This window comes from Pantoea anthophila (assembly GCF_006494375.1).
GTDB lineage: Bacteria > Pseudomonadota > Gammaproteobacteria > Enterobacterales > Enterobacteriaceae > Pantoea > Pantoea anthophila.
In genome coordinates this window covers 23,174-41,201 of the sequence record NZ_VHIZ01000058.1, presented here as the reverse complement: position 1 = coordinate 41,201, position 18,028 = coordinate 23,174, and the positions used below count along the sequence as shown (strand labels likewise).

Annotated in this window: 17 protein-coding genes; 14 read left to right on the top strand and 3 right to left on the bottom strand. The window is 53.3% G+C overall.

Features of this window, described 5'->3' with window-relative positions; all coding sequences use genetic code 11:
• On the top strand, window positions 1-492 hold a 492-nt coding region (locus FJW00_RS22400; RefSeq protein WP_181405396.1), incomplete at its 5' end, for a hypothetical protein.
• Window positions 493-885: 393 nt separating this feature from the next.
• Here FJW00_RS22400 and FJW00_RS20015 read toward each other — a convergent pair.
• Window positions 886-1,368 (bottom strand): Hcp family type VI secretion system effector, encoded by a 483-nt coding sequence (locus FJW00_RS20015; RefSeq protein WP_140925497.1) that lies wholly within the window; start codon window positions 1,366-1,368, stop codon window positions 886-888.
• Window positions 1,369-1,450: 82 nt separating this feature from the next.
• Between FJW00_RS20015 and FJW00_RS20010 the strand changes: the two genes are divergently transcribed.
• A complete protein-coding gene (locus FJW00_RS20010) occupies window positions 1,451-2,242 on the top strand; it encodes a DUF4225 domain-containing protein (protein WP_140925496.1) in 792 nt (263 codons plus the stop codon).
• Here FJW00_RS20010 and FJW00_RS20005 read toward each other — a convergent pair.
• Window positions 2,230-2,556: a hypothetical protein gene (locus FJW00_RS20005; protein WP_140925495.1), complete on the bottom strand. Its 327-nt coding sequence runs from the start codon at window positions 2,554-2,556 to the stop codon at window positions 2,230-2,232. The two genes, FJW00_RS20010 and FJW00_RS20005, sit on opposite strands and share 13 nt — an antisense overlap.
• Window positions 2,557-3,282: 726 nt before the next feature.
• Between FJW00_RS20005 and FJW00_RS22395 the strand changes: the two genes are divergently transcribed.
• The 6 genes from FJW00_RS22395 to FJW00_RS19980 all read left to right on the top strand — a co-directional run bounded on the left by FJW00_RS22395 (window position 3,283) and on the right by FJW00_RS19980 (window position 8,708).
• Window positions 3,283-3,459, top strand: a complete 177-nt coding sequence (locus tag FJW00_RS22395; protein ID WP_158000249.1) for a hypothetical protein — start codon at window positions 3,283-3,285, stop codon at window positions 3,457-3,459.
• Entirely contained in the window at window positions 3,437-4,360 is a 924-nt protein-coding gene (gene lpxP, locus FJW00_RS20000) for a kdo(2)-lipid IV(A) palmitoleoyltransferase (RefSeq protein WP_009088122.1), read from the top strand. The genes FJW00_RS22395 and lpxP overlap by 23 nt, the downstream gene beginning before the upstream one ends.
• Before the next feature lie 218 nt (window positions 4,361-4,578).
• Window positions 4,579-5,721, top strand: a complete 1,143-nt coding sequence (locus FJW00_RS19995) for an alanine racemase (protein ID WP_140925494.1) — start codon at window positions 4,579-4,581, stop codon at window positions 5,719-5,721.
• 135 nt (window positions 5,722-5,856) lie between these two features.
• Entirely contained in the window at window positions 5,857-6,252 is a 396-nt protein-coding gene (locus tag FJW00_RS19990; protein ID WP_009088126.1) for a hypothetical protein, read from the top strand.
• A gap of 761 nt (window positions 6,253-7,013) precedes the next feature.
• A complete protein-coding gene (locus FJW00_RS19985) occupies window positions 7,014-7,658 on the top strand; it encodes an oligosaccharide flippase family protein (protein ID WP_140925493.1) in 645 nt (214 codons plus the stop codon).
• Between the two features lie 432 nt (window positions 7,659-8,090).
• The gene (locus FJW00_RS19980) at window positions 8,091-8,708 is read left to right on the top strand and encodes a trimeric intracellular cation channel family protein (RefSeq protein WP_140925492.1); all 618 of its coding nucleotides are present in this window, start codon (window positions 8,091-8,093) and stop codon (window positions 8,706-8,708) included.
• Here FJW00_RS19980 and ligB read toward each other — a convergent pair.
• Window positions 8,646-10,397: an NAD-dependent DNA ligase LigB gene (ligB, locus tag FJW00_RS19975; RefSeq protein WP_140925491.1), complete on the bottom strand. Its 1,752-nt coding sequence runs from the start codon at window positions 10,395-10,397 to the stop codon at window positions 8,646-8,648. The two genes, FJW00_RS19980 and ligB, sit on opposite strands and share 63 nt — an antisense overlap.
• Window positions 10,398-10,636: 239 nt before the next feature.
• On the opposite strand from ligB, the gene gmk reads away from it, so the two are divergent.
• The 6 genes from gmk (at window position 10,637) to FJW00_RS19945 (ending at window position 17,972) form a co-directional block, all read left to right on the top strand.
• Entirely contained in the window at window positions 10,637-11,260 is a 624-nt protein-coding gene (gene gmk / locus FJW00_RS19970) for a guanylate kinase (protein ID WP_009088132.1), read from the top strand.
• Window positions 11,261-11,314: 54 nt separating this feature from the next.
• Entirely contained in the window at window positions 11,315-11,590 is a 276-nt protein-coding gene (rpoZ, locus tag FJW00_RS19965) for a DNA-directed RNA polymerase subunit omega (protein WP_003851346.1), read from the top strand.
• Between the two features lie 20 nt (window positions 11,591-11,610).
• Window positions 11,611-13,716 (top strand): bifunctional GTP diphosphokinase/guanosine-3',5'-bis pyrophosphate 3'-pyrophosphohydrolase, encoded by a 2,106-nt coding sequence (gene spoT, locus FJW00_RS19960; RefSeq protein WP_009088134.1) that lies wholly within the window; start codon window positions 11,611-11,613, stop codon window positions 13,714-13,716.
• A 3-nt stretch (window positions 13,717-13,719) separates the two neighbouring features.
• Window positions 13,720-14,418, top strand: a complete 699-nt coding sequence (gene trmH, locus FJW00_RS19955) for a tRNA (guanosine(18)-2'-O)-methyltransferase TrmH (RefSeq protein ID WP_009088135.1) — start codon at window positions 13,720-13,722, stop codon at window positions 14,416-14,418.
• The gene (recG, locus tag FJW00_RS19950; protein ID WP_140029963.1) at window positions 14,415-16,493 is read left to right on the top strand and encodes an ATP-dependent DNA helicase RecG; all 2,079 of its coding nucleotides are present in this window, start codon (window positions 14,415-14,417) and stop codon (window positions 16,491-16,493) included. The genes trmH and recG overlap by 4 nt, the downstream gene beginning before the upstream one ends.
• A 105-nt stretch (window positions 16,494-16,598) precedes the next feature.
• Entirely contained in the window at window positions 16,599-17,972 is a 1,374-nt protein-coding gene (locus FJW00_RS19945; protein ID WP_058957386.1) for a uracil-xanthine permease family protein, read from the top strand.
• The last annotated feature ends 56 nt before the right edge of the window (window positions 17,973-18,028 follow it).

The window sequence follows — 18,028 nt, the reverse complement described above, 5'->3', positions numbered from 1 at the left end:
AAAGGTAATAGAATAAAAAAAATAGCATTTGAAAACCTTAACCTACTGATAGCTCTTAAATTGCTGGGGGAAGATTATAGGCTTACGCGGGATTTTCTAAGCTCAATATACAACATGGACACACGAACAAACTTCAGTTATTTTGAGATAATAACATTCTTTTATTATGCAGATAATGACACTCATTACAACAGTTTAAAGGATAAAATGTTTAAGCATGTAAAGTCAATTCTTGAGAATGTTACCGACATTAAAATAGATTCATTAAAATTCTATCTTATGTTGGATATAATAAACTGCCCATTTATTGAACTAAAAAAGAGGAAAGGATTAGCTTCAGAAGTCGTTAAGCTGCACTTGGGCCGTAAACCGTCAAACAAAGAAATTGATACGTATTGGAAAGAACTAGCTCGCGAATACTGGTTTGTACAATGGGATAACTTCGATTTACGTATGTTTTTAGAGAAAAAGGAATTGCTAAGCGTCTACTGATAGGATACTTTTTCTATGCCACGATGAATGGCTTCACGGTCTCATGACCGGCGGCGGTGATCCCATATACTGCTTCAACTAAGGGTGAAAGACCATCTTTGCCCTTAGTTGGCGGAAGTTCGCACACACTACACCATTCATCGTGGTTTTTTTGTACCATAAGGTGTGCCAAATATTTTCAGACATAGACAAATCCCTTTATAAACAAAGCATTAAATTTATTTTAACATTTAGATTCAGAATATCGAGTAAGTTCCTTAAACATCTAATACATCTGATAACGCCCTGAAAAACGGGCGTTTATTCTAAAAAATTATGATTGGGCTCACCTGAATCTTCTGCTTTTGCTGGGCAATAAGTCAGTTACTAAAGCCATTCAGGCCTGTCTTTTCATCATAATTCTTTGTTTGATTTAATGTCCCAGCCTGACTGGGTTTCTGCACCTTTGCCACCGCTTGCTGATTGCTCCCAATATTGTGTTTTTACCTTTGATGCCTGGAACTGATATGAAACGCCAATCAGGTCCCGGTTAGTAGTGCCATTGAAAATTACGTTAGTGATAAGCACATCTTCAAGCGTAATGCGGCAGTACTCGAGTTGGCTTCCTCCGGCCTTACATACTGAAAGCTCTACCTTGCCAATATGCTTGCCGTTGGAAACATAGCGCATGATTGCTGGAGTAGCTTTATCAATCAGCGCCTGAACGGAAAGATCACGATACTGAACTTTTCCAGCACCTCCCCCACCACCAATCGTCATATTCCCTGGCTGACTCGCACCCCATGTAAATGAATCAATGGCAATCCAGCCTTTGTGATTACTATCCTGCGATTCGCCTGTTATGCCATCGATTTTTAAGAAGAGATCCGTACTCATAGCTGGTCCTTTTTCTTTCACTGAGAAGGGGGATATGATTAAATAAAATTAATGATAAGTATGATGACATAAAGGTGCAGTCATGGACTACTGGAAACCAGACCGATTTAAGGATTACTTTCTGACTATGGCTCATGCTGAAGCTAATCAGCTGCTCGACAATGCTAACCACCTTTCTCACCTCTATCTGAAAGACGGCTTTAATCGATTGCAGTTCCAGGATGATGTTAAAGCTTTCGTTAACGCTCAAATACAGGTTATCCGTTCAAATTCTACAGATGATCAATGCCAGCAGTGCATTCAAAATCTCAAAAAAGAAAATGAGTACCTCACTATTCAGGACAGAATGCTCAAAGCGGGAACGGCTGTGGTTCATGCTTCGGTACAAGTAGTTAAGAATGGAGACATATGGGGCTATGTAATCAATGGCGTTGGGGTAGTGCTAAGCGGTCTGCAAGTCATAGCGGGTGTATCTGTAGTTGGAGCTTCCCTTGCGTCCGGGACAATCATAGGCACTGCCTTTGGAGTTATGTTAGTTCTGCATGGACTCAATGGCTTTCAGGAATCTGTTGAAAATCTTGTATATGGCAAAACTGACAGTGTGGGATTACTTAAACAGGGTTATGTAGCTACAGCTGAGTTTATGGGGTTTGACCAGAAGGTTGGGCAACTGGCATACAGTTCTATGGATTTGGCTCTGTCCCTCTACGGCATTGTACGTCTGGTGCAGAAACCGGAAGCATGGCGTCTCTACTATTTCCTTAATACCGACTATGTTCGTGGTATTAAGGAGATGAGTAGAAAAGAGCTATTTATTGAGATGTATAATGACGCATCAGCAATCAAGTCAATATCTGATACTTATAAAGAGTGACCGTGTTTCTTCATAAATCTGTAAGCTTTAAATGCAGGTTTCAAAGGTACAAATATATATAAAATAACGAATCCTGCTACAAGCGTGATCACATACGAAACAAGGTTTTCTTGTGTACCACTGCGAATGGTATAAATAAGTCCTGTGAGAAGGATTGCTATTAATATCATTGCAACTATGAATCTTTTCTTTAACTGTGAAAGTAGCCAGGGATAAGGATAACCGTCTTTCTCAGCATGCTGACGTATCACAGAGACTTCCCTTGGTGTAAACCCCTCTTTTACAAGCATTTCTTCGATTTGCATTTTGTTCATAATGAGCGTCATTCATTCGGCTTACGATAGTCTGATTGTAACTCATTACTTAAGCCCTGTACAAACTGGACAGGCCTTTAAAAGACTTCAGGTTTTTCATTTCTTAGGATGGTTCCCTGGTGCTAAAACTTGCGCATAATATATGTGCTATCAAATTCCGGGGAAAAATGACTTTGTTAACTATTGGATTGAATCAAGGTGATACTTTCCAGCTTCCATCACTCTTCGTAAATCTGAATTCAGCTACAATTTACTTCTAGCCATGAATGGTAGTGTGATATCGGCATTCACTTTGCAGAGGTATGTACCTCTAGCCTCTGATCCCTTACAGGAAACAAAACTTAACGGGTAGCTATATGGGCATAGATTTTAAAAATAAATCACTCCATAAATTTAATTTATTGAAATTAATGGATTACTTATATAAATCACCATTCAGATTCATAATTTCGGATAGTTCCCTATTCGATGGAAAGTGAGTAAGCGTCAGCGATGGCAGCTTACTCACTTTTTGTACAGGGTGGGCTGAGATGTAGTGGCATACAGAAGGAGCATGGTGCTTAATGGCCGTGGGATTTCGTAAAGATAGATAAATAATCATTTCCGGACTGTTCCTGAACGGTCGTTTGTCACGTTTTCCCTTTCAGAAGCATGCCTCCTAATACACTGAATTAAAAATACTTTTTCACAAAAAACCCGTCTGAACACCCTCAATGCGCTCGTTCCATGAAACTGGTCAATCCTGTGGAGTCAGTAGTTTCCCTTTCTTTGAAGGCACTTTTTGATAAAGTGCTGGTCGAAATCAGTACAGCTGTAGCGCCTGGAGACTTTATGGAAGTGTTCTTTATGCGATGCATCCATTTATCTCATGAAGGTTTTAATGAAAAACACCGGAAAATTTAGCAGCTCGCTGCTGCATCCGCGTTATTGGTTTACCTGGTTTGGTCTTAGTGTGCTGTGGCTCATCGTCCAGCTTCCCTACCCTCTTCTTATGCGTCTGGGTGCCGGTGCAGGCAAGATCTCCCGTCATTTCCTGCAGCGCCGCGAGCGCATCACCCGCCGGAATATTGAACTCTGCTTTCCGGGCATCAGTGAAGAAAAAACAGAGGCGATGATCGCCGGCAATTTTGCCTCACTGGGCATGGCACTGGCAGAAACCGGTATAGCCTGGTTCTGGTCGGATCGTGCCGTAAGGCGTCTGTTTAATGTCACCGGGATGGCAAATCTTCATGCGGCGCAGAACGAAAAGCGTGGTGTGATGCTGATTGGCGTGCACTTTATGTCGCTGGAACTGGGCGGTCGCATCAGCGGTCTCTGCCAGCCGATGATGGCGATGTATCGCCCGCATAACAATCAGGCAATGGAGTATGTACAGACCCGGGGTCGGATGCGCTCAAACAAAGCGATGATCGACCGTCGCGACCTGCGCGGTATGGTGCATGCACTGAAACAGGGTGAATCAGTCTGGTTCGCACCGGACCAGGATTACGGCCCTAAAGGCAGCACCTTTGCGCCACTGTTTGCGGTAGAAAAAGCCGCCACCACCAATGGGACATTTGTCCTGTCGCGTCTGGCGAAGCCCGCGATGGTGCCGATTATGCTGATCCGTAATCCCGATAATTATGGCTACCACCTGATCATTGAACCGATGCTGGAAAACTACCCGCATACGGATGAGGCAGCGGCAGCGGCTTATATGAATAAAGTCATTGAGAATCAGATCCTGCGAGCGCCCGAGCAGTATCTCTGGCTGCATCGTCGCTTCAAAACCCGGCCACCGGGCGAAGCATCGCTCTACGTCTGAATTAACGGATAAAGCAGGCCACGCGCCTGCTTTATTTTTTCAGCTTCTCCTTCCTGCGGTCTGGCGTTCGCGCCTTCTTCCGGTTCCCTGTCGGGCTTTGCTTAACCTGTTCCTGCCATTCCTGCTGTCCGGACTCACGCGGCGAGTGGGCAGACTGGTATCAGATCGTTAATTCAGCAATCATAAACACCCTTATTACCTCAAGGCCGGACCTTCATATGGATATCAACGATAAACAGCAGTGGCAGCGTCCGCTGATTGATGACCGTCTCACCCCCTATATTGAAGTGGATGCAGCGCGACTGGAGCAGAACCTGCAGCAGATGCAGCAAAAAGCACAGGCGGCCGGCGTTGCACTTCGCCCTCATATCAAAACGCATAAAAGCGTCTGGATTGCTCAGCAGCAGCTTGCGCTCGGCGCACAGGGCGTCACCGTTTCTAAACCCAGCGAAGGCATCACCTTCATTCAGGGTGGCATTCGCGATCTGCTGTTAGCCTATCCGGTGGTGCAACCACAGAGCGTGGCAGAATTACTGCGTCTCGCCGTGCAGTACCAGGCGAAAGTCACACTGATTGCGGACAGACTGCAGGGTGTGGAGGCGATAGCTGCGGCCTGGCAGCAGCAACCGCAATGCGAACTGGCGGTGGCGATTAAAGTTGATGTCGGTTTACACCGGATTGGCGTCAATCCTGAGAGCGATGAAGCTGTGGAGATAGCGCAGGCGTTGCGGGATAAAGGGTTACGTTTTGCCGGACTGGTGTCGCATGCCGGTCACGCTTATGGTGCCGGTCATGCCACGGCCATTGCTGAGATTGCCCGACAGGAAATGGCCCTGATGCAGCGGCTGCAGTTAAAGTTGCAGGCTGCCGGGTTTAACGACTGCCCTGTTTCTGTCGGCTCAACCCCGACCGCGCTGGCGGCAGATATTGCGCCCGGCACCAGGGAAATCCGGTCCGGCAATTATGCCCTGCTGGACCTGACAGCCTGCCGTCTTGGTTTAAGCTGCGTCGATCAGCTGGCAATGAGCGTGATTACCCGTGTGGTCGCGGTGAACGATCACTTTGTGATTGTGGATGCAGGATCAAAAATGCTGAGTTCGGATAAAGGGCCGCACGGCACCAATGCCAGCGGCTTTGGCATTGCCGTGGATGAAGCAGGTCAGACCTATGAGGTTACGAAACTATCGGAAGAACATGGGTTCCTGCTTTATCAGCATCATCGCCCTGAAGTCGGCACGCTGCTGCGCATTTTCCCCAATCACAGTTGCGCCGTAATGGCCCAGTCAGATGGCTTTGTTCTGCGTCACGCCACCGGCCAGAGTGAAGAGCAGGCGGTGTCTGCGCGCGGTAACTTCATCTGAATCTGTTGCAGACAGCGCCTTACGCTGTCTGCGCCCTGTACGAAACCCTGCCAGCACCACACTTCTGTCGTTACAACGTTTTAACATACCGGTGGCCGTGCTTTAATGCATTTTTGCTTCTCCCCCGGAGGTTATATGCTCTCCTCGCGCACGCTGAGCCTGACGATTCCGCGCCACTGGTTAGATCTCTATGAAACCATCTGGAAGCCCGAATTTTTTCCTAAGTGGGCTTCCGGCCTGACGCACAGCGCGTTAGAACCTGATGGCAATCGCTGGCGTGCTAAAGGCCCGCAGGGAAATGTGAAGCTCCGTTTCTCGCCCCATAATCCGTTTGGTGTGATGGATCACTGGATTGATAGCGGCTCTGGCAGAGAGATTTACGTGCCTATGCGCGTGATAGCGAATGAACAGGGCGCCGAAGTGATGGTGACAGTCTATCGCCAGCCATTTACCTCTGATGAGAAATTTAAGCAGGATATTGAATGGGTTAGCAACGATCTGGAAAAACTCAATCATTTGCTGACTCAGTAAATCAATAACTTAGCGCGATTTCTTGCTGTAGTTATGGCTGGCCGGTAATGAAAAAAACAGAAAAATTTGCGCGGATAAAGCATAAAGCACTTATCTGATTGGTGACCGCGCCTTCACCATTAGTAACAACCCTGCTTAAGCTTCCCTTCCAGGAAAATTCCTGGGAAAACCCTGTCAGAAGCAGGGATTCCCCGGGATTTCAGGGCTTTTATTGTCTCCTGCATGTTTTGATTGTTTCCTGCACACATTAATCCTTAATCGGCGTTTATTATGCCACCGCTGAAGATTTAATATTTATCATGCACAAAGTGAAACCATTTATTTCTGTGGCCCCGTTATCAGAATTTTCTTATGGTGTTAAATTAAATAAAACAATGTATAAATCATTTCACACACAGCAATACCCATAATGATAAAGCAGTAAAAAGTCATGGAGCGCTCAGCGCATCGTTAAATGAAAGCGTTGAGTTTGCCGCAAGGATGCTGGCAGGAGAATATAAAACAACAACAGGATTTATTCGTGATCTGGCGGAATTCTTTGTGATAGCAGGGAATTCCGCCATGACACGAAACAGGGACTTTACCAGGGATACTTTCCAGGATTATTTAAAGCAGCACATAATAACAGGGCAAGCCTGATAAATTTCTCCAGGACTCCGCTCAGAAAGAATTGCACTCATTAACGGTGTCACAGCAATCATCTCTTGCCGTTGCACAAAGACAACATTCTCACAGAGTCGCCGGACTCTAACGAGTATATTATGGCAATACGCGAAAGCAGTCTTAATAGCGCAAAATGGTCTCTGCTCTCTTCCATTAAAATTATTGGCATCGGCGTTCTGCAGCTTTCGTTGCTGGCGCAGATTCTGCAGGCAAACGAACTGAACCTGCTGGCGATCGCCGTGATTGCTCTGCTGGCTATCGATACGCTGGCCGATCGTGGCTTCTCAAACTCACTGATCCGCCGCTGCATGCTCTCGATCAATGATCTGTCCATCCTTTACTGGGGAAATGTCCTGGTGGGTGTGGCAATATTTAGCCTGCTCTTTTCTGGCAGCCATCTGCTCAGTAACCTGTTTGATCAGCCCGAGCTGGCATTAATGCTGCAGATGGTCTCAGTGGTCTTTATTATTATTCCACAGGGCCAGCATTATCGTGCGATATTACAGCGCGAAAAACAGTACACCCGTATCGCCTTTGCGGAAACATCGTCAGTACTGGCCGGACTGGGCGTGACCTTATTTACCGTCTGGCTGACACCTTCCGTATTATGTGCAATCTGGGGTTATCTGGCGATGGCGTCTATTCGCATGCTGATTTACTGCTACTACGGTCGTTCATGGTTCCAGCCAGAATATCGTTTTAGCCTGAATGCCTTTGCTAAAATTCGTGCAAGAAACAAATAATATAATAAGTCTGTAAGGTGGGCTCTGAGCATCCGAAACGATGCGTTGGCGTGCTGTTAACCAGCACGCCTTTCTTTTTTATTGCGCCGGATATCTTTTCCCTGTGACCGGTTATTTCCTCTATCCTCACCTCTGCTTATTCCTTCCTGTCCGGATGAATCTCCGCCGGGTAGCGAAAAAGCCTTTGCGGTCACGACGTCCCCCGTTCTGCGTAAGCGCAATCCGGACAGAAACATGCCCCGGATCTCTGCGCCTTCATCTCAGTTTTTCTCATGCGTTCAGCTCAGTCCGCTCGTCAGAGAGCCTTTATATGCTGACGCCATCGCTGGCTGGTATAAACTGCGCTCATCCCGGACGCCGCTCGCCAGAAAATCTCAGTCGCTGGCGCTAAGGTAATGCCGTAGCCTTGTCGCCGTCTCACTGGAGCCTGCTATGTTACTGACTGTTCTCTACATCATTGGTATTACCGCCGAAGCCATGACCGGCGCGCTGGCGGCCGGTCGCCGCAAAATGGATCTGTTCGGCGTCATTATTATCGCCTCGGTGACCGCCATAGGCGGCGGGTCAGTGCGCGATATTCTGCTCGGTCACTATCCGCTGGGCTGGATAAAGCACCCTGAATACATCATGATCGTTGCGGCAGCAGCGGTGGTGACGACATTCGTGGCTCCCCTGATGACGCACCTGCGCAAAGTGTTTCTGGTGCTGGATGCGCTGGGCCTGGTGGTCTTCTCCATCATTGGCGCACAGGTTGCTCTGGATTCCGGACATGCCATGATTATTGCCGCCATCAGCGCGGTGATTACCGGTGTCTTCGGCGGCGTATTGCGCGACATGTTCTGCAATCGCATTCCGCTGGTGTTTCAGAAAGAGCTCTACGCCGGTATCGCCTTCGCCTCGGGCTGGATGTATATCCTGCTGCTGAAAACAACCCTGGCGCATGAAGCCGTCATCATCATTACTCTGCTGTTCGGATTCTTTGCGCGCTTACTGGCGCTGCGCTTCCGTCTCGGTTTGCCCATTTTCAACTATCCCCATCCCGAGCATTGAGGAAACGGGGATGTTCTGCTGCTGCAGGAATGCGATTACGGCCTGCAGCCGGGCATCATGAAACTGCGCAACGAGGCGCCGGGCCAGTGCTGCGCCCACACCCGGCAGGGTCTGCCAGGCCATCACATCCCGCTGCGTTAAGCTTTCCCACTGCCTGTCGGGCAGCGTGTTCAGCGCCTTGCGTGGCAGTGAAACGCCGGACGCCGCCACCCAGCGGCGAAGCGGCTGCTGGCGGGTGAGATTAAAGCGGTGCCAGATTGCCTTTGCCCGTTCCGGAGAGAGGCCTGTTGCGGCGGCGATCTGTTCCGGTGTTAACGTCAGCCAGCCAAAGAGGTGCGTCATTGCGCCGCTTTCCAGTAAGCGCAGCCAGGTGCTGCGCTCTACGCCCGGAATATTCAGCACCGTTTTCTGGCTGAGCCAGCGTAATTTTGCCAGCAGCTGTTTCTGACATGCAGCACTGAAGGTGAAACAGCTCAGCGGCGTGTAGCGCGCCGCATCGGGAGGCTGAGGATAGTGCCTTTCTGCCACGCGCCAGATCACCCGCTCCAGCCGGGGAATACCCTGGCCCGCCAGGCTCAGCGTAATCAGATCGCCTGCAACGATGTCCATCTCCTGCCAGCGACGCAGCGATCCGATGCTGACCCGTCTGACGGTCTTATCATCCAGCTGAACCGGCTGCAGATTGAGAACCGCCGCGATTTTACCGGTCCGGCCGATGGGGAAATCGACCGAGAGCACTTCCGCGCTCACTTCAGGAGGATCATATTTCCAGGCAACGGCCCAGCTCCCCTCGCCCGGCAGCCAGTTTTTACCCGCAGGTCGCCGGGCCTGATGTACCACCACACCGTCAGTCACAAAAGGCAGCGCAGCATGGAACCAGCGCGTTCGCCAGGCGGCGACATCCTCTTCGTCGTTTACCCGGTGACTCCATTTTTCCGCCACACCCAGGCCCCAGCGGCTGAGTTGCTGCAGGCGTTCCGTCATTGCGGCGGGACCATCGGGCCAGGCCCAGATAAAGATATCGAGCGACTGCCGCAGCGGAGCCCGCGTTTTGCTTATCATGGCACCCGCCACCTGCGCGCGCGCATTCCTGCCGCCATCCGTTGCCTGCTGATGACCGGTCATCGACAGGAAGAGCTCACCCTGCAGCACCACCTCGTCAAGGCGGGTGTCGATATGCTGTGGGATCGCCGGAATCTCAGCGGCTTTACTCAGCCACTCTTCACCGCGTAAGCCATCGCCGCGACTCAACAGGGAAACCAGCCGGCCCTGGCGATAAACCAGCGAAACAGCAATGCCATCGACTTTCGGCTGTACCCAGAGATCGTGCCGTCCCTGCATCCAGTAGGCCAGAGCCAGCTTGTCCCGCAGCTTTTTCACGCCGGTATGCGCAACCGGATGCAGATGTTCTCCCTTGCGTGGCAGTTGCGGTGTATAGGCAGGCTGCGAAGGACTGAAGCAGTGCTGCCAGTGATTCAGGCGCTGCTGCAGCGCATCGTAATCGCTGTCCGCCACCGGGCTCTGCCCCTGCTGATAGTAGGCCTCGTCCCAGTGTTGCAGCTGCTGCTGCAGGCGAGCGATCTCTTTCTCCGCCCGGATGGGGGTCCAGACCGGACACAGGGCGCTGTGCGCCGGACAGAGGACGAATCCCAGCGCCACACCAAACAGCCTCCAGCCAACTCCTTTCATCTTCTCTCTCCTGAGGTTTTGTGGCATTCAACCTCAGGCCATCAGCAGCAGCCAGCGGCGATGTACAATGATGGAAGAGAGGCTGTCGTCATCTGCCCGCTATTGCAGCGGCACGACAGGTCATTGCGTCAGAATGCGCAAAAACTGGTTATTGCCGCTGCGCAAACGCTGCGTGGCAACCGGAAGCTGTGTATACTGTGCAGGAAATCGACTCCGCTTTTAATCAATTCAAGAAAACCATGGCTCAAGGCACGCTCTATATTGTTTCTGCTCCCAGCGGTGCAGGTAAATCCAGCCTGATTCAGGCACTGTTAAAGACCCAGCCGTTGTATGACACGCAGGTCTCTGTTTCGCACACGACGCGCGGTATGCGTCCGGGTGAAACCCATGGCGAACACTACTTCTTTGTTGAAAAACATGAATTTGAGCGGATGATTGAGGAAGAAGCTTTTCTCGAACACGCCAAAGTTTTCGACAATTACTACGGCACCTCACGTCAGGCAATTGAGCAGGTGCTGGCGACCGGCGTAGATGTTTTTCTCGATATCGACTGGCAGGGCGCGCAGCAGATTCGCGCAAAAATGCCCGGCGCACGCAGCATCTTCGTTTTGCCGCCGTCGAAAGAAGAGCTCGATCGCCGTCTGCGCGGTCGTGGCCAGGACAGCGAAGAGGTCATCACGCGCCGCATGGCGCAGGCCGTCGCGGAAATGAGCCACTACGCCGAATATGACTATTTAATTGTGAATGACGATTTCGATCTGGCGCTGTCCGATCTGAAAACCATCATTCGCGCAGAACGTCTGCGCATGGCACGTCAGAAGGCGCGTCACGATGCTTTAATCAGCAAACTGTTGGCAGTCTGAATACAGTTTCAGTATGATGCGCAGTCATTTCTTCATCTGTGGAGTAGCACACCTATGGCACGCGTAACCGTTCAGGACGCAGTAGAAAAAGTTGGTAATCGTTTTGACCTGGTGTTGGTCGCTGCACGTCGTGCACGTCAGATGCAGGTTGGCGGTAAAGATCCGCTGGTTCCGGAAGAGAACGACAAACCTACCGTTATCGCTCTGCGCGAAATCGAAGAAGGTCTGGTCACCAATCAGATTTTAGATGTGCGTGATCGTCAGGAACAGCAAGAGCAGGAAGCCGCTGAGTTACAGGCCGTTACCGCTATCGCTGAAGGTCGTCGTTAACAGCCACCTGCAGGTCGCCCTTGTATCTGTTTGAGAGCCTCAATCAACTGATTGAAAAATACTTGCCAGAGGAGCAGATCAAGCGCCTCCAGCAAGCCTACCTTGTCGCACGTGATGCCCACGAGGGACAGACACGCTCCAGCGGTGAGCCTTATATCACCCATCCGGTTGCCGTGGCCTGTATTCTGGCGGAAATGAAGCTCGACCATGAGACCCTCATGGCCGCGCTGCTGCATGACGTCATCGAAGATACGCCTGCCACTTACCAGGACATGGAACAGCTGTTCGGTAAAAGCGTGGCGGAACTGGTCGAAGGCGTTTCCAAGCTGGATAAGCTGAAATTCCGCGACAAGAAAGAGGCGCAGGCAGAGAACTTCCGCAAGATGATTATGGCGATGGTGCAGGATATCCGCGTCATTCTCATCAAGCTGGCTGACCGCACCCACAATATGCGCACCCTGGGGTCATTACGCCCGGACAAACGTCGCCGCATCGCGCTGGAGACGTTAGAGATTTACAGTCCGCTGGCGCACCGCCTGGGTATTCACCATCTGAAAACGGAGCTGGAAGAGCTCGGTTTTGAGGCCCTCTATCCGAACCGCTATCGGGTAATTAAAGAGGTGGTGAAAGCCGCGCGCGGTAACCGTAAAGAGATGATCCAGAAGATTCTTTCTGAGATCGATGGCCGTTTGCAGGAAGCGGGCATCCCCTGCCGCGTCAGCGGTCGTGAAAAGCATCTTTACTCGATCTACCGCAAAATGACGCTGAAAGAGCAGCGTTTTCACTCGATTATGGATATCTACGCCTTTCGCGTCATCGTGAAAGACCTGGATACCTGCTATCGCGTTCTGGGCCAGATGCACAGCCTCTATAAGCCGCGTCCGGGTCGCGTGAAAGATTACATCGCCATTCCCAAAGCTAACGGCTATCAGTCGCTCCATACCTCCATGATTGGCCCGCACGGCGTGCCGGTTGAAGTGCAGATTCGCACCGAGGATATGGATCAGATGGCGGAGATGGGGGTCGCTGCGCACTGGGCCTACAAACAGGCGGGCGAAAGTGGCACCACCGCACAGATTCGCGCCCAGCGCTGGCTGCAAAGCCTGCTGGAGCTGCAACAGAGTGCGGGCAGCTCATTTGAATTTATTGAGAGCGTGAAGTCCGATCTCTTTCCTGACGAGATCTACGTCTTTACGCCTGAAGGCCGCATTGTGGAACTGCCCACCGGCGCGACACCGGTGGACTTCGCCTATGCGGTTCACACCGATATTGGTCATGCCTGCGTCGGCGCGCGCGTCGATCGCCAGCCTTATCCGCTGTCGCAGCCGCTGACCAGCGGGCAGACGATTGAGATCATTACCGCCCCAGGCGCCCGGCCTAACGCAGCCTGGCTTAACTTCGTCGTCAGCTCCAAAGCCCGTGCCAAAATCCGTCAGCTGCTGAAAAACCTTAAGCGCGAAGACTCGGTCAATCTGGGTCGCCGCCTGCTCAGCCATGCGCTGGGCGGCAGCCGTAAACTGGCTGAAATCCCGGCTGAGAATATCCGCCAGGAGCTGGATCGCATGAAGCTGACTTCGCTCGACGATCTGCTGGCCGAGATCGGTCTGGGCAACGCAATGAGCGTGGTGGTGGCGAAGAACCTGCTGCAGGCTGACAACAAGACGATCAGCAACAGCAAACGCGGTAAGCTGCCGATCAAGGGCGCTGATGGCGTATTGATTACCTTCGCCAAATGCTGCCGCCCTATTCCTGGTGACCCGATTGTGGCCCACGTCAGCCCCGGAAAAGGGCTGGTGGTGCATCACGAATCCTGCCGGAATATTCGCGGCTATCAGAAAGAGCCCGAAAAATTCATGCCGGTCGAGTGGGACAAAGTCACTGAGCAGGAGTTCGTGGCGGAGATCAAGGTCGACATGTTTAACCATCAGGGCGCGCTGGCTAACCTGACGGCGGCGATTAATACCGCCGGCTCGAATATTCAGAGCCTGAATACCGAAGAGCGCGATGGCCGCGTTTACAGCGCCTTTATCCGCCTGACCGCCCGTGACCGCGTCCATCTGGCCAACATCATGCGGAAAATCCGCGTGATGCCGGATGTGATTAAAGTCCACCGTAACCGTAATTAGTGCATGAACGATCAACGTTTTGCCCGGATTCAGGCGATGCTGGCACTGCGCCAGCACGATCTCACGGTCTGTATGGAGCAGGTGCATAAGCCGCACAATGTTTCCGCAGTGATCCGCACGGCCGACGCCGTGGGCATCCACGAAGTGCATGCGGTCTGGCCCAGCCAGCGGATGCGCACGCAGGCTTCTGCCTCTGCCGGCAGCAACAGCTGGGTGAAAGTGGTCACCCATCCCACCATCGGCGATGCCGTAAAACAGCTTAAACAGCAGAAGATGCAGGTTTTAGCGACCCATCTCTCTGCGGATGCCGTTGATTTCCGCGAGATCGATTACACCCTGCCGACCTGCATCCTGATGGGACAGGAAAAAACCGGGATTACCGAAGAAGCACTGGCGCTGGCCGATCGGCAGATTGTTATTCCGATGGTGGGGATGGTTCAGTCGCTGAATGTCTCGGTCGCCTGCGCGCTGATCCTGTACGAAGCACAGCGACAGCGGCAGAATGCGGGGCTCTATCTGCGCGACTACAGCCTGCTGGACGAAGAGGAACAGCAGCGCCTGCTGTTCGAAGGCGGATTCCCGGTGCTGGCACGCGTCGCCAGACAGAAAGGGTTGCCCTATCCGCGCATCAACGCTCAGGGTGAAGTCGACGCCGATCCCAGCTGGTGGGCGACGATGCAATCGACCGGTAAAAGACGATGAAAGGCCGTCTGCTGGATGCCATCCCGCTCAGTACCCTGACCGGCGTCGGTGCCAGCCAGGCAGCAAAGCTGGCCAGAATAGGCCTGCACACCATTCAGGATCTGCTGCTTCATCTCCCGCTGCGCTACGAAGACCGCACTCAGCTCTATGCCATTAACGATCTGCTGCCTGGCATCTGGGCCACCGTAGAAGGCGAAGTACTGCACACAGATATCACCTTTGGTCGTCGCCGGATGATGGTCTGCCAGATCAGCGATGGCAGCGGCGTGCTGACCATGCGCTTCTTCAATTTCAATGCCGGTATGAAGAACAACCTGTCGCCGGGTCGTCACGTTACCGCCTATGGTGAAATCAAGCGCGGCCAGCGTGGTGCTGAGATTATCCATCCTGAATACCGCATCCAGGGCGAACAGAGCAGTGTAACGCTGGAAGAGACCTTAACGCCGGTTTATCCCACCACCGAAGGTATCCGCCAGGCCACGCTGCGTAATCTGACCGATCAGGCGCTGACACTGCTGGAGAGCTGCCCGATAGCCGAACTGCTGCCGCAGGAGCTGAGCGGCGGTCTGATCAGCCTGCCCGATGCCTTACGCACGCTGCATCGCCCACCGCCCGACCTCCGGCTCAGCGAACTGGAGAGTGGCCGCCATCCGGCCCAGCGCCGCCTGATTCTGGAAGAGCTTCTGGCGCACAACCTGAGTATGCTGGCGGTGCGCGCCGGTGCGCAGCGCTATTACGCGTTACCCATGCCGCCGCGCCATAACCTGAGTGACCAGCTGCTGGCCGCGCTGCCCTTCTCGCCCACCCAGGCGCAGAAACGCGTGGTGGCGGAGATAGAAAACGATCTGGCGAATGACTTTCCGATGATGCGACTGGTGCAGGGTGATGTTGGCTCAGGCAAGACGCTGGTGGCTGCGCTCGCTGCGCTGAACGTGATCGCCCACGGTAAACAGGTGGCGCTGATGGCGCCGACCGAACTGCTGGCTGAACAGCACGCCAGTAACTTTCGTCAGTGGTTTGCACCGCTGGGAATTGAAGTCGGCTGGCTGGCGGGGAAACAGAAAGGCAAAGCGCGTCAGGCGCAGCAGGAAGCGATCGCCAGCGGTCAGGTGGCGATGGTCGTCGGCACCCATGCTCTGTTTCAGGAACAGGTGCAGTTTAAGGGACTGGCGCTGGTCATCATTGATGAACAGCATCGGTTCGGCGTCCACCAGCGCCTCGCGCTGTGGGAAAAAGGTGAGGAGCAGGGTTTCCATCCGCATCAGCTGATCATGACCGCCACCCCCATCCCGCGCACCCTGGCGATGACCGCCTATGCCGATCTGGATACCTCAACCATCGACGAGCTGCCGCCGGGACGCACACCGGTGACCACCGTGGCCATTCCCGACTCCCGACGGGATGAGATCGTCGCACGGGTGGAACATGCCTGCCGTGAAGGGCGTCAGGCCTACTGGGTCTGCACCCTGATTGAAGAGTCAGAATTACTGGAGGCGCAGGCGGCAGAGGCGAGCTGGGAAGCCCTTAAAACGGCGCTGCCTGCGTTGAATATAGGCCTGGTGCATGGCCGGATGAAACCCGCCGAGAAACAGGCGGTGATGCAGGCGTTTAAAGCAAACGAGCTGCAACTGCTGGTGGCGACCACGGTGATTGAAGTCGGGGTAGACGTGCCTAACGCCAGCCTGATGATTATTGAGAATCCGGAACGGTTAGGCCTGGCACAGCTGCATCAGCTGCGGGGCCGGGTCGGTCGCGGTGCGGTAGCCTCACACTGTGTGCTGCTCTACAAAGCGCCGCTCAGCAAGACGGCGCAGAAGCGTTTGCAGGTGCTGCGAGACAGCAACGATGGCTTCGTCATTGCCCAGTTCGATCTGGAGATACGCGGGCCAGGTGAGCTGCTGGGCACCCGCCAGACCGGTAACGCCGAGTTTAAAGTGGCCGACCTGCTGCGCGATCAGGCGATGGTGCCCGAAGTTCAGCGTGTCGCGCGTCACATCCATCAGCACTATCCCGAACAGGCCAGCGCCCTGATTGAACGCTGGCTGCCTGAAAATACCCGTTATACCAACGTCTGAGTCACGCCCCTGCCCGCACCCACTTTTCACCTCAGCCGGGCAAACGATTGCTTTTAGCCTGCGGATGATTACAATCGCCACACACTTTTTCGGGAAGAGCAGAAGATGTCCACCAATCCGCAGCCAGACCAGCCCTCCGCTCTGCAAAGCGAACTGATTTACCGCCTCGACGATCGTCCTCCCCTTCCGCAGACGCTGTTTGCTGCCGCTCAGCATCTGCTGGCCATGTTTGTTGCCGTCATCACGCCCGCGATACTGATCTGTCAGGCACTGGGCCTGCCCGCAGAAGACACCCGGCACATCATCAGCATGTCGCTGTTTGCCTCGGGCGTGGCATCACTGCTGCAGATCAAAACCTGGGGGCCGGTCGGTTCGGGCCTGCTGTCGATTCAGGGAACCAGCTTCAACTTCGTCACCCCCTTAATCATGGGGGGGATGGCGCTAAAAAACGGCGGTGCGGATGTTCCCACCATGATGGCGGCCCTGTTTGGTACGCTGATGGTGGCCTCCTGTACTGAGATGGTGCTGTCCCGCGTCCTGCACCTGGCACGCCGGATCATTACCCCGCTGGTGTCCGGTATCGTGGTCATGATTATCGGCCTGTCGCTGATTCAGGTGGGACTCACCTCTATCGGCGGGGGATTCGGTGCGATTAACGATCACACCTTTGGCGCGCCGAAAAACCTGATGCTGGCCGGCGCGGTGCTGCTGGTGATCGTGCTGCTTAACCGGCAGAAAAACCCTTACCTGCGTGTCGCCTCCCTGGTGATTGCGATGGCGGTCGGCTATCTGCTGGCCTGGGCCATGGGCATGCTGCCTGCCTCAGGTCTCCCGGCCGATCAGCCGCTGATCAGGGTGCCCAGCCCGCTCTATTACGGACTGGGCTTCGACTGGAACCTGCTCATCCCGCTGATGCTGGTGTTTATGGTGACCTCACTGGAGACCATCGGCGACATCACGGCCACCTCGGATGTATCAGAGCAGCCGGTGAGCGGCCCTCTCTATATGAAACGCCTGAAGGGCGGCGTGCTGGCGAATGGCCTGAACTCCTTTGTCTCTGCGCTGTTTAACACCTTCCCTAACTCCTGCTTCGGTCAGAATAACGGGGTGATTCAGTTAACCGGCGTGGCCAGCCGCTACGTGGGCTTTGTGGTGGCGCTGATGCTGATTGTGCTGGGGCTGTTCCCGGCGGTCAGTGGTCTGGTGCAGCTGATCCCTGAGCCGGTGCTTGGCGGTGCCACCATTGTGATGTTCGGCACCATTGCTGCGTCGGGCGTTCGCATCGTGTCACGCGAGCCGCTCAACCGCCGCGCCATCATGATTATTGCGCTGTCGCTGGCCGTGGGCCTGGGTGTTTCCCAGCAGCCACTGATCCTGCAGTTTGCCCCTGACTGGCTGAAAACCCTGCTCTCTTCCGGCATTGCCGCGGGCGGTATTACCGCTATCCTGCTCAACCTGATTTTCCCGCCAGAGAAGTAAGGCCACGGGCAGGCTTCGGCCTGCCTGCTATTTCTTCGTATTTACATCCAGGCTGT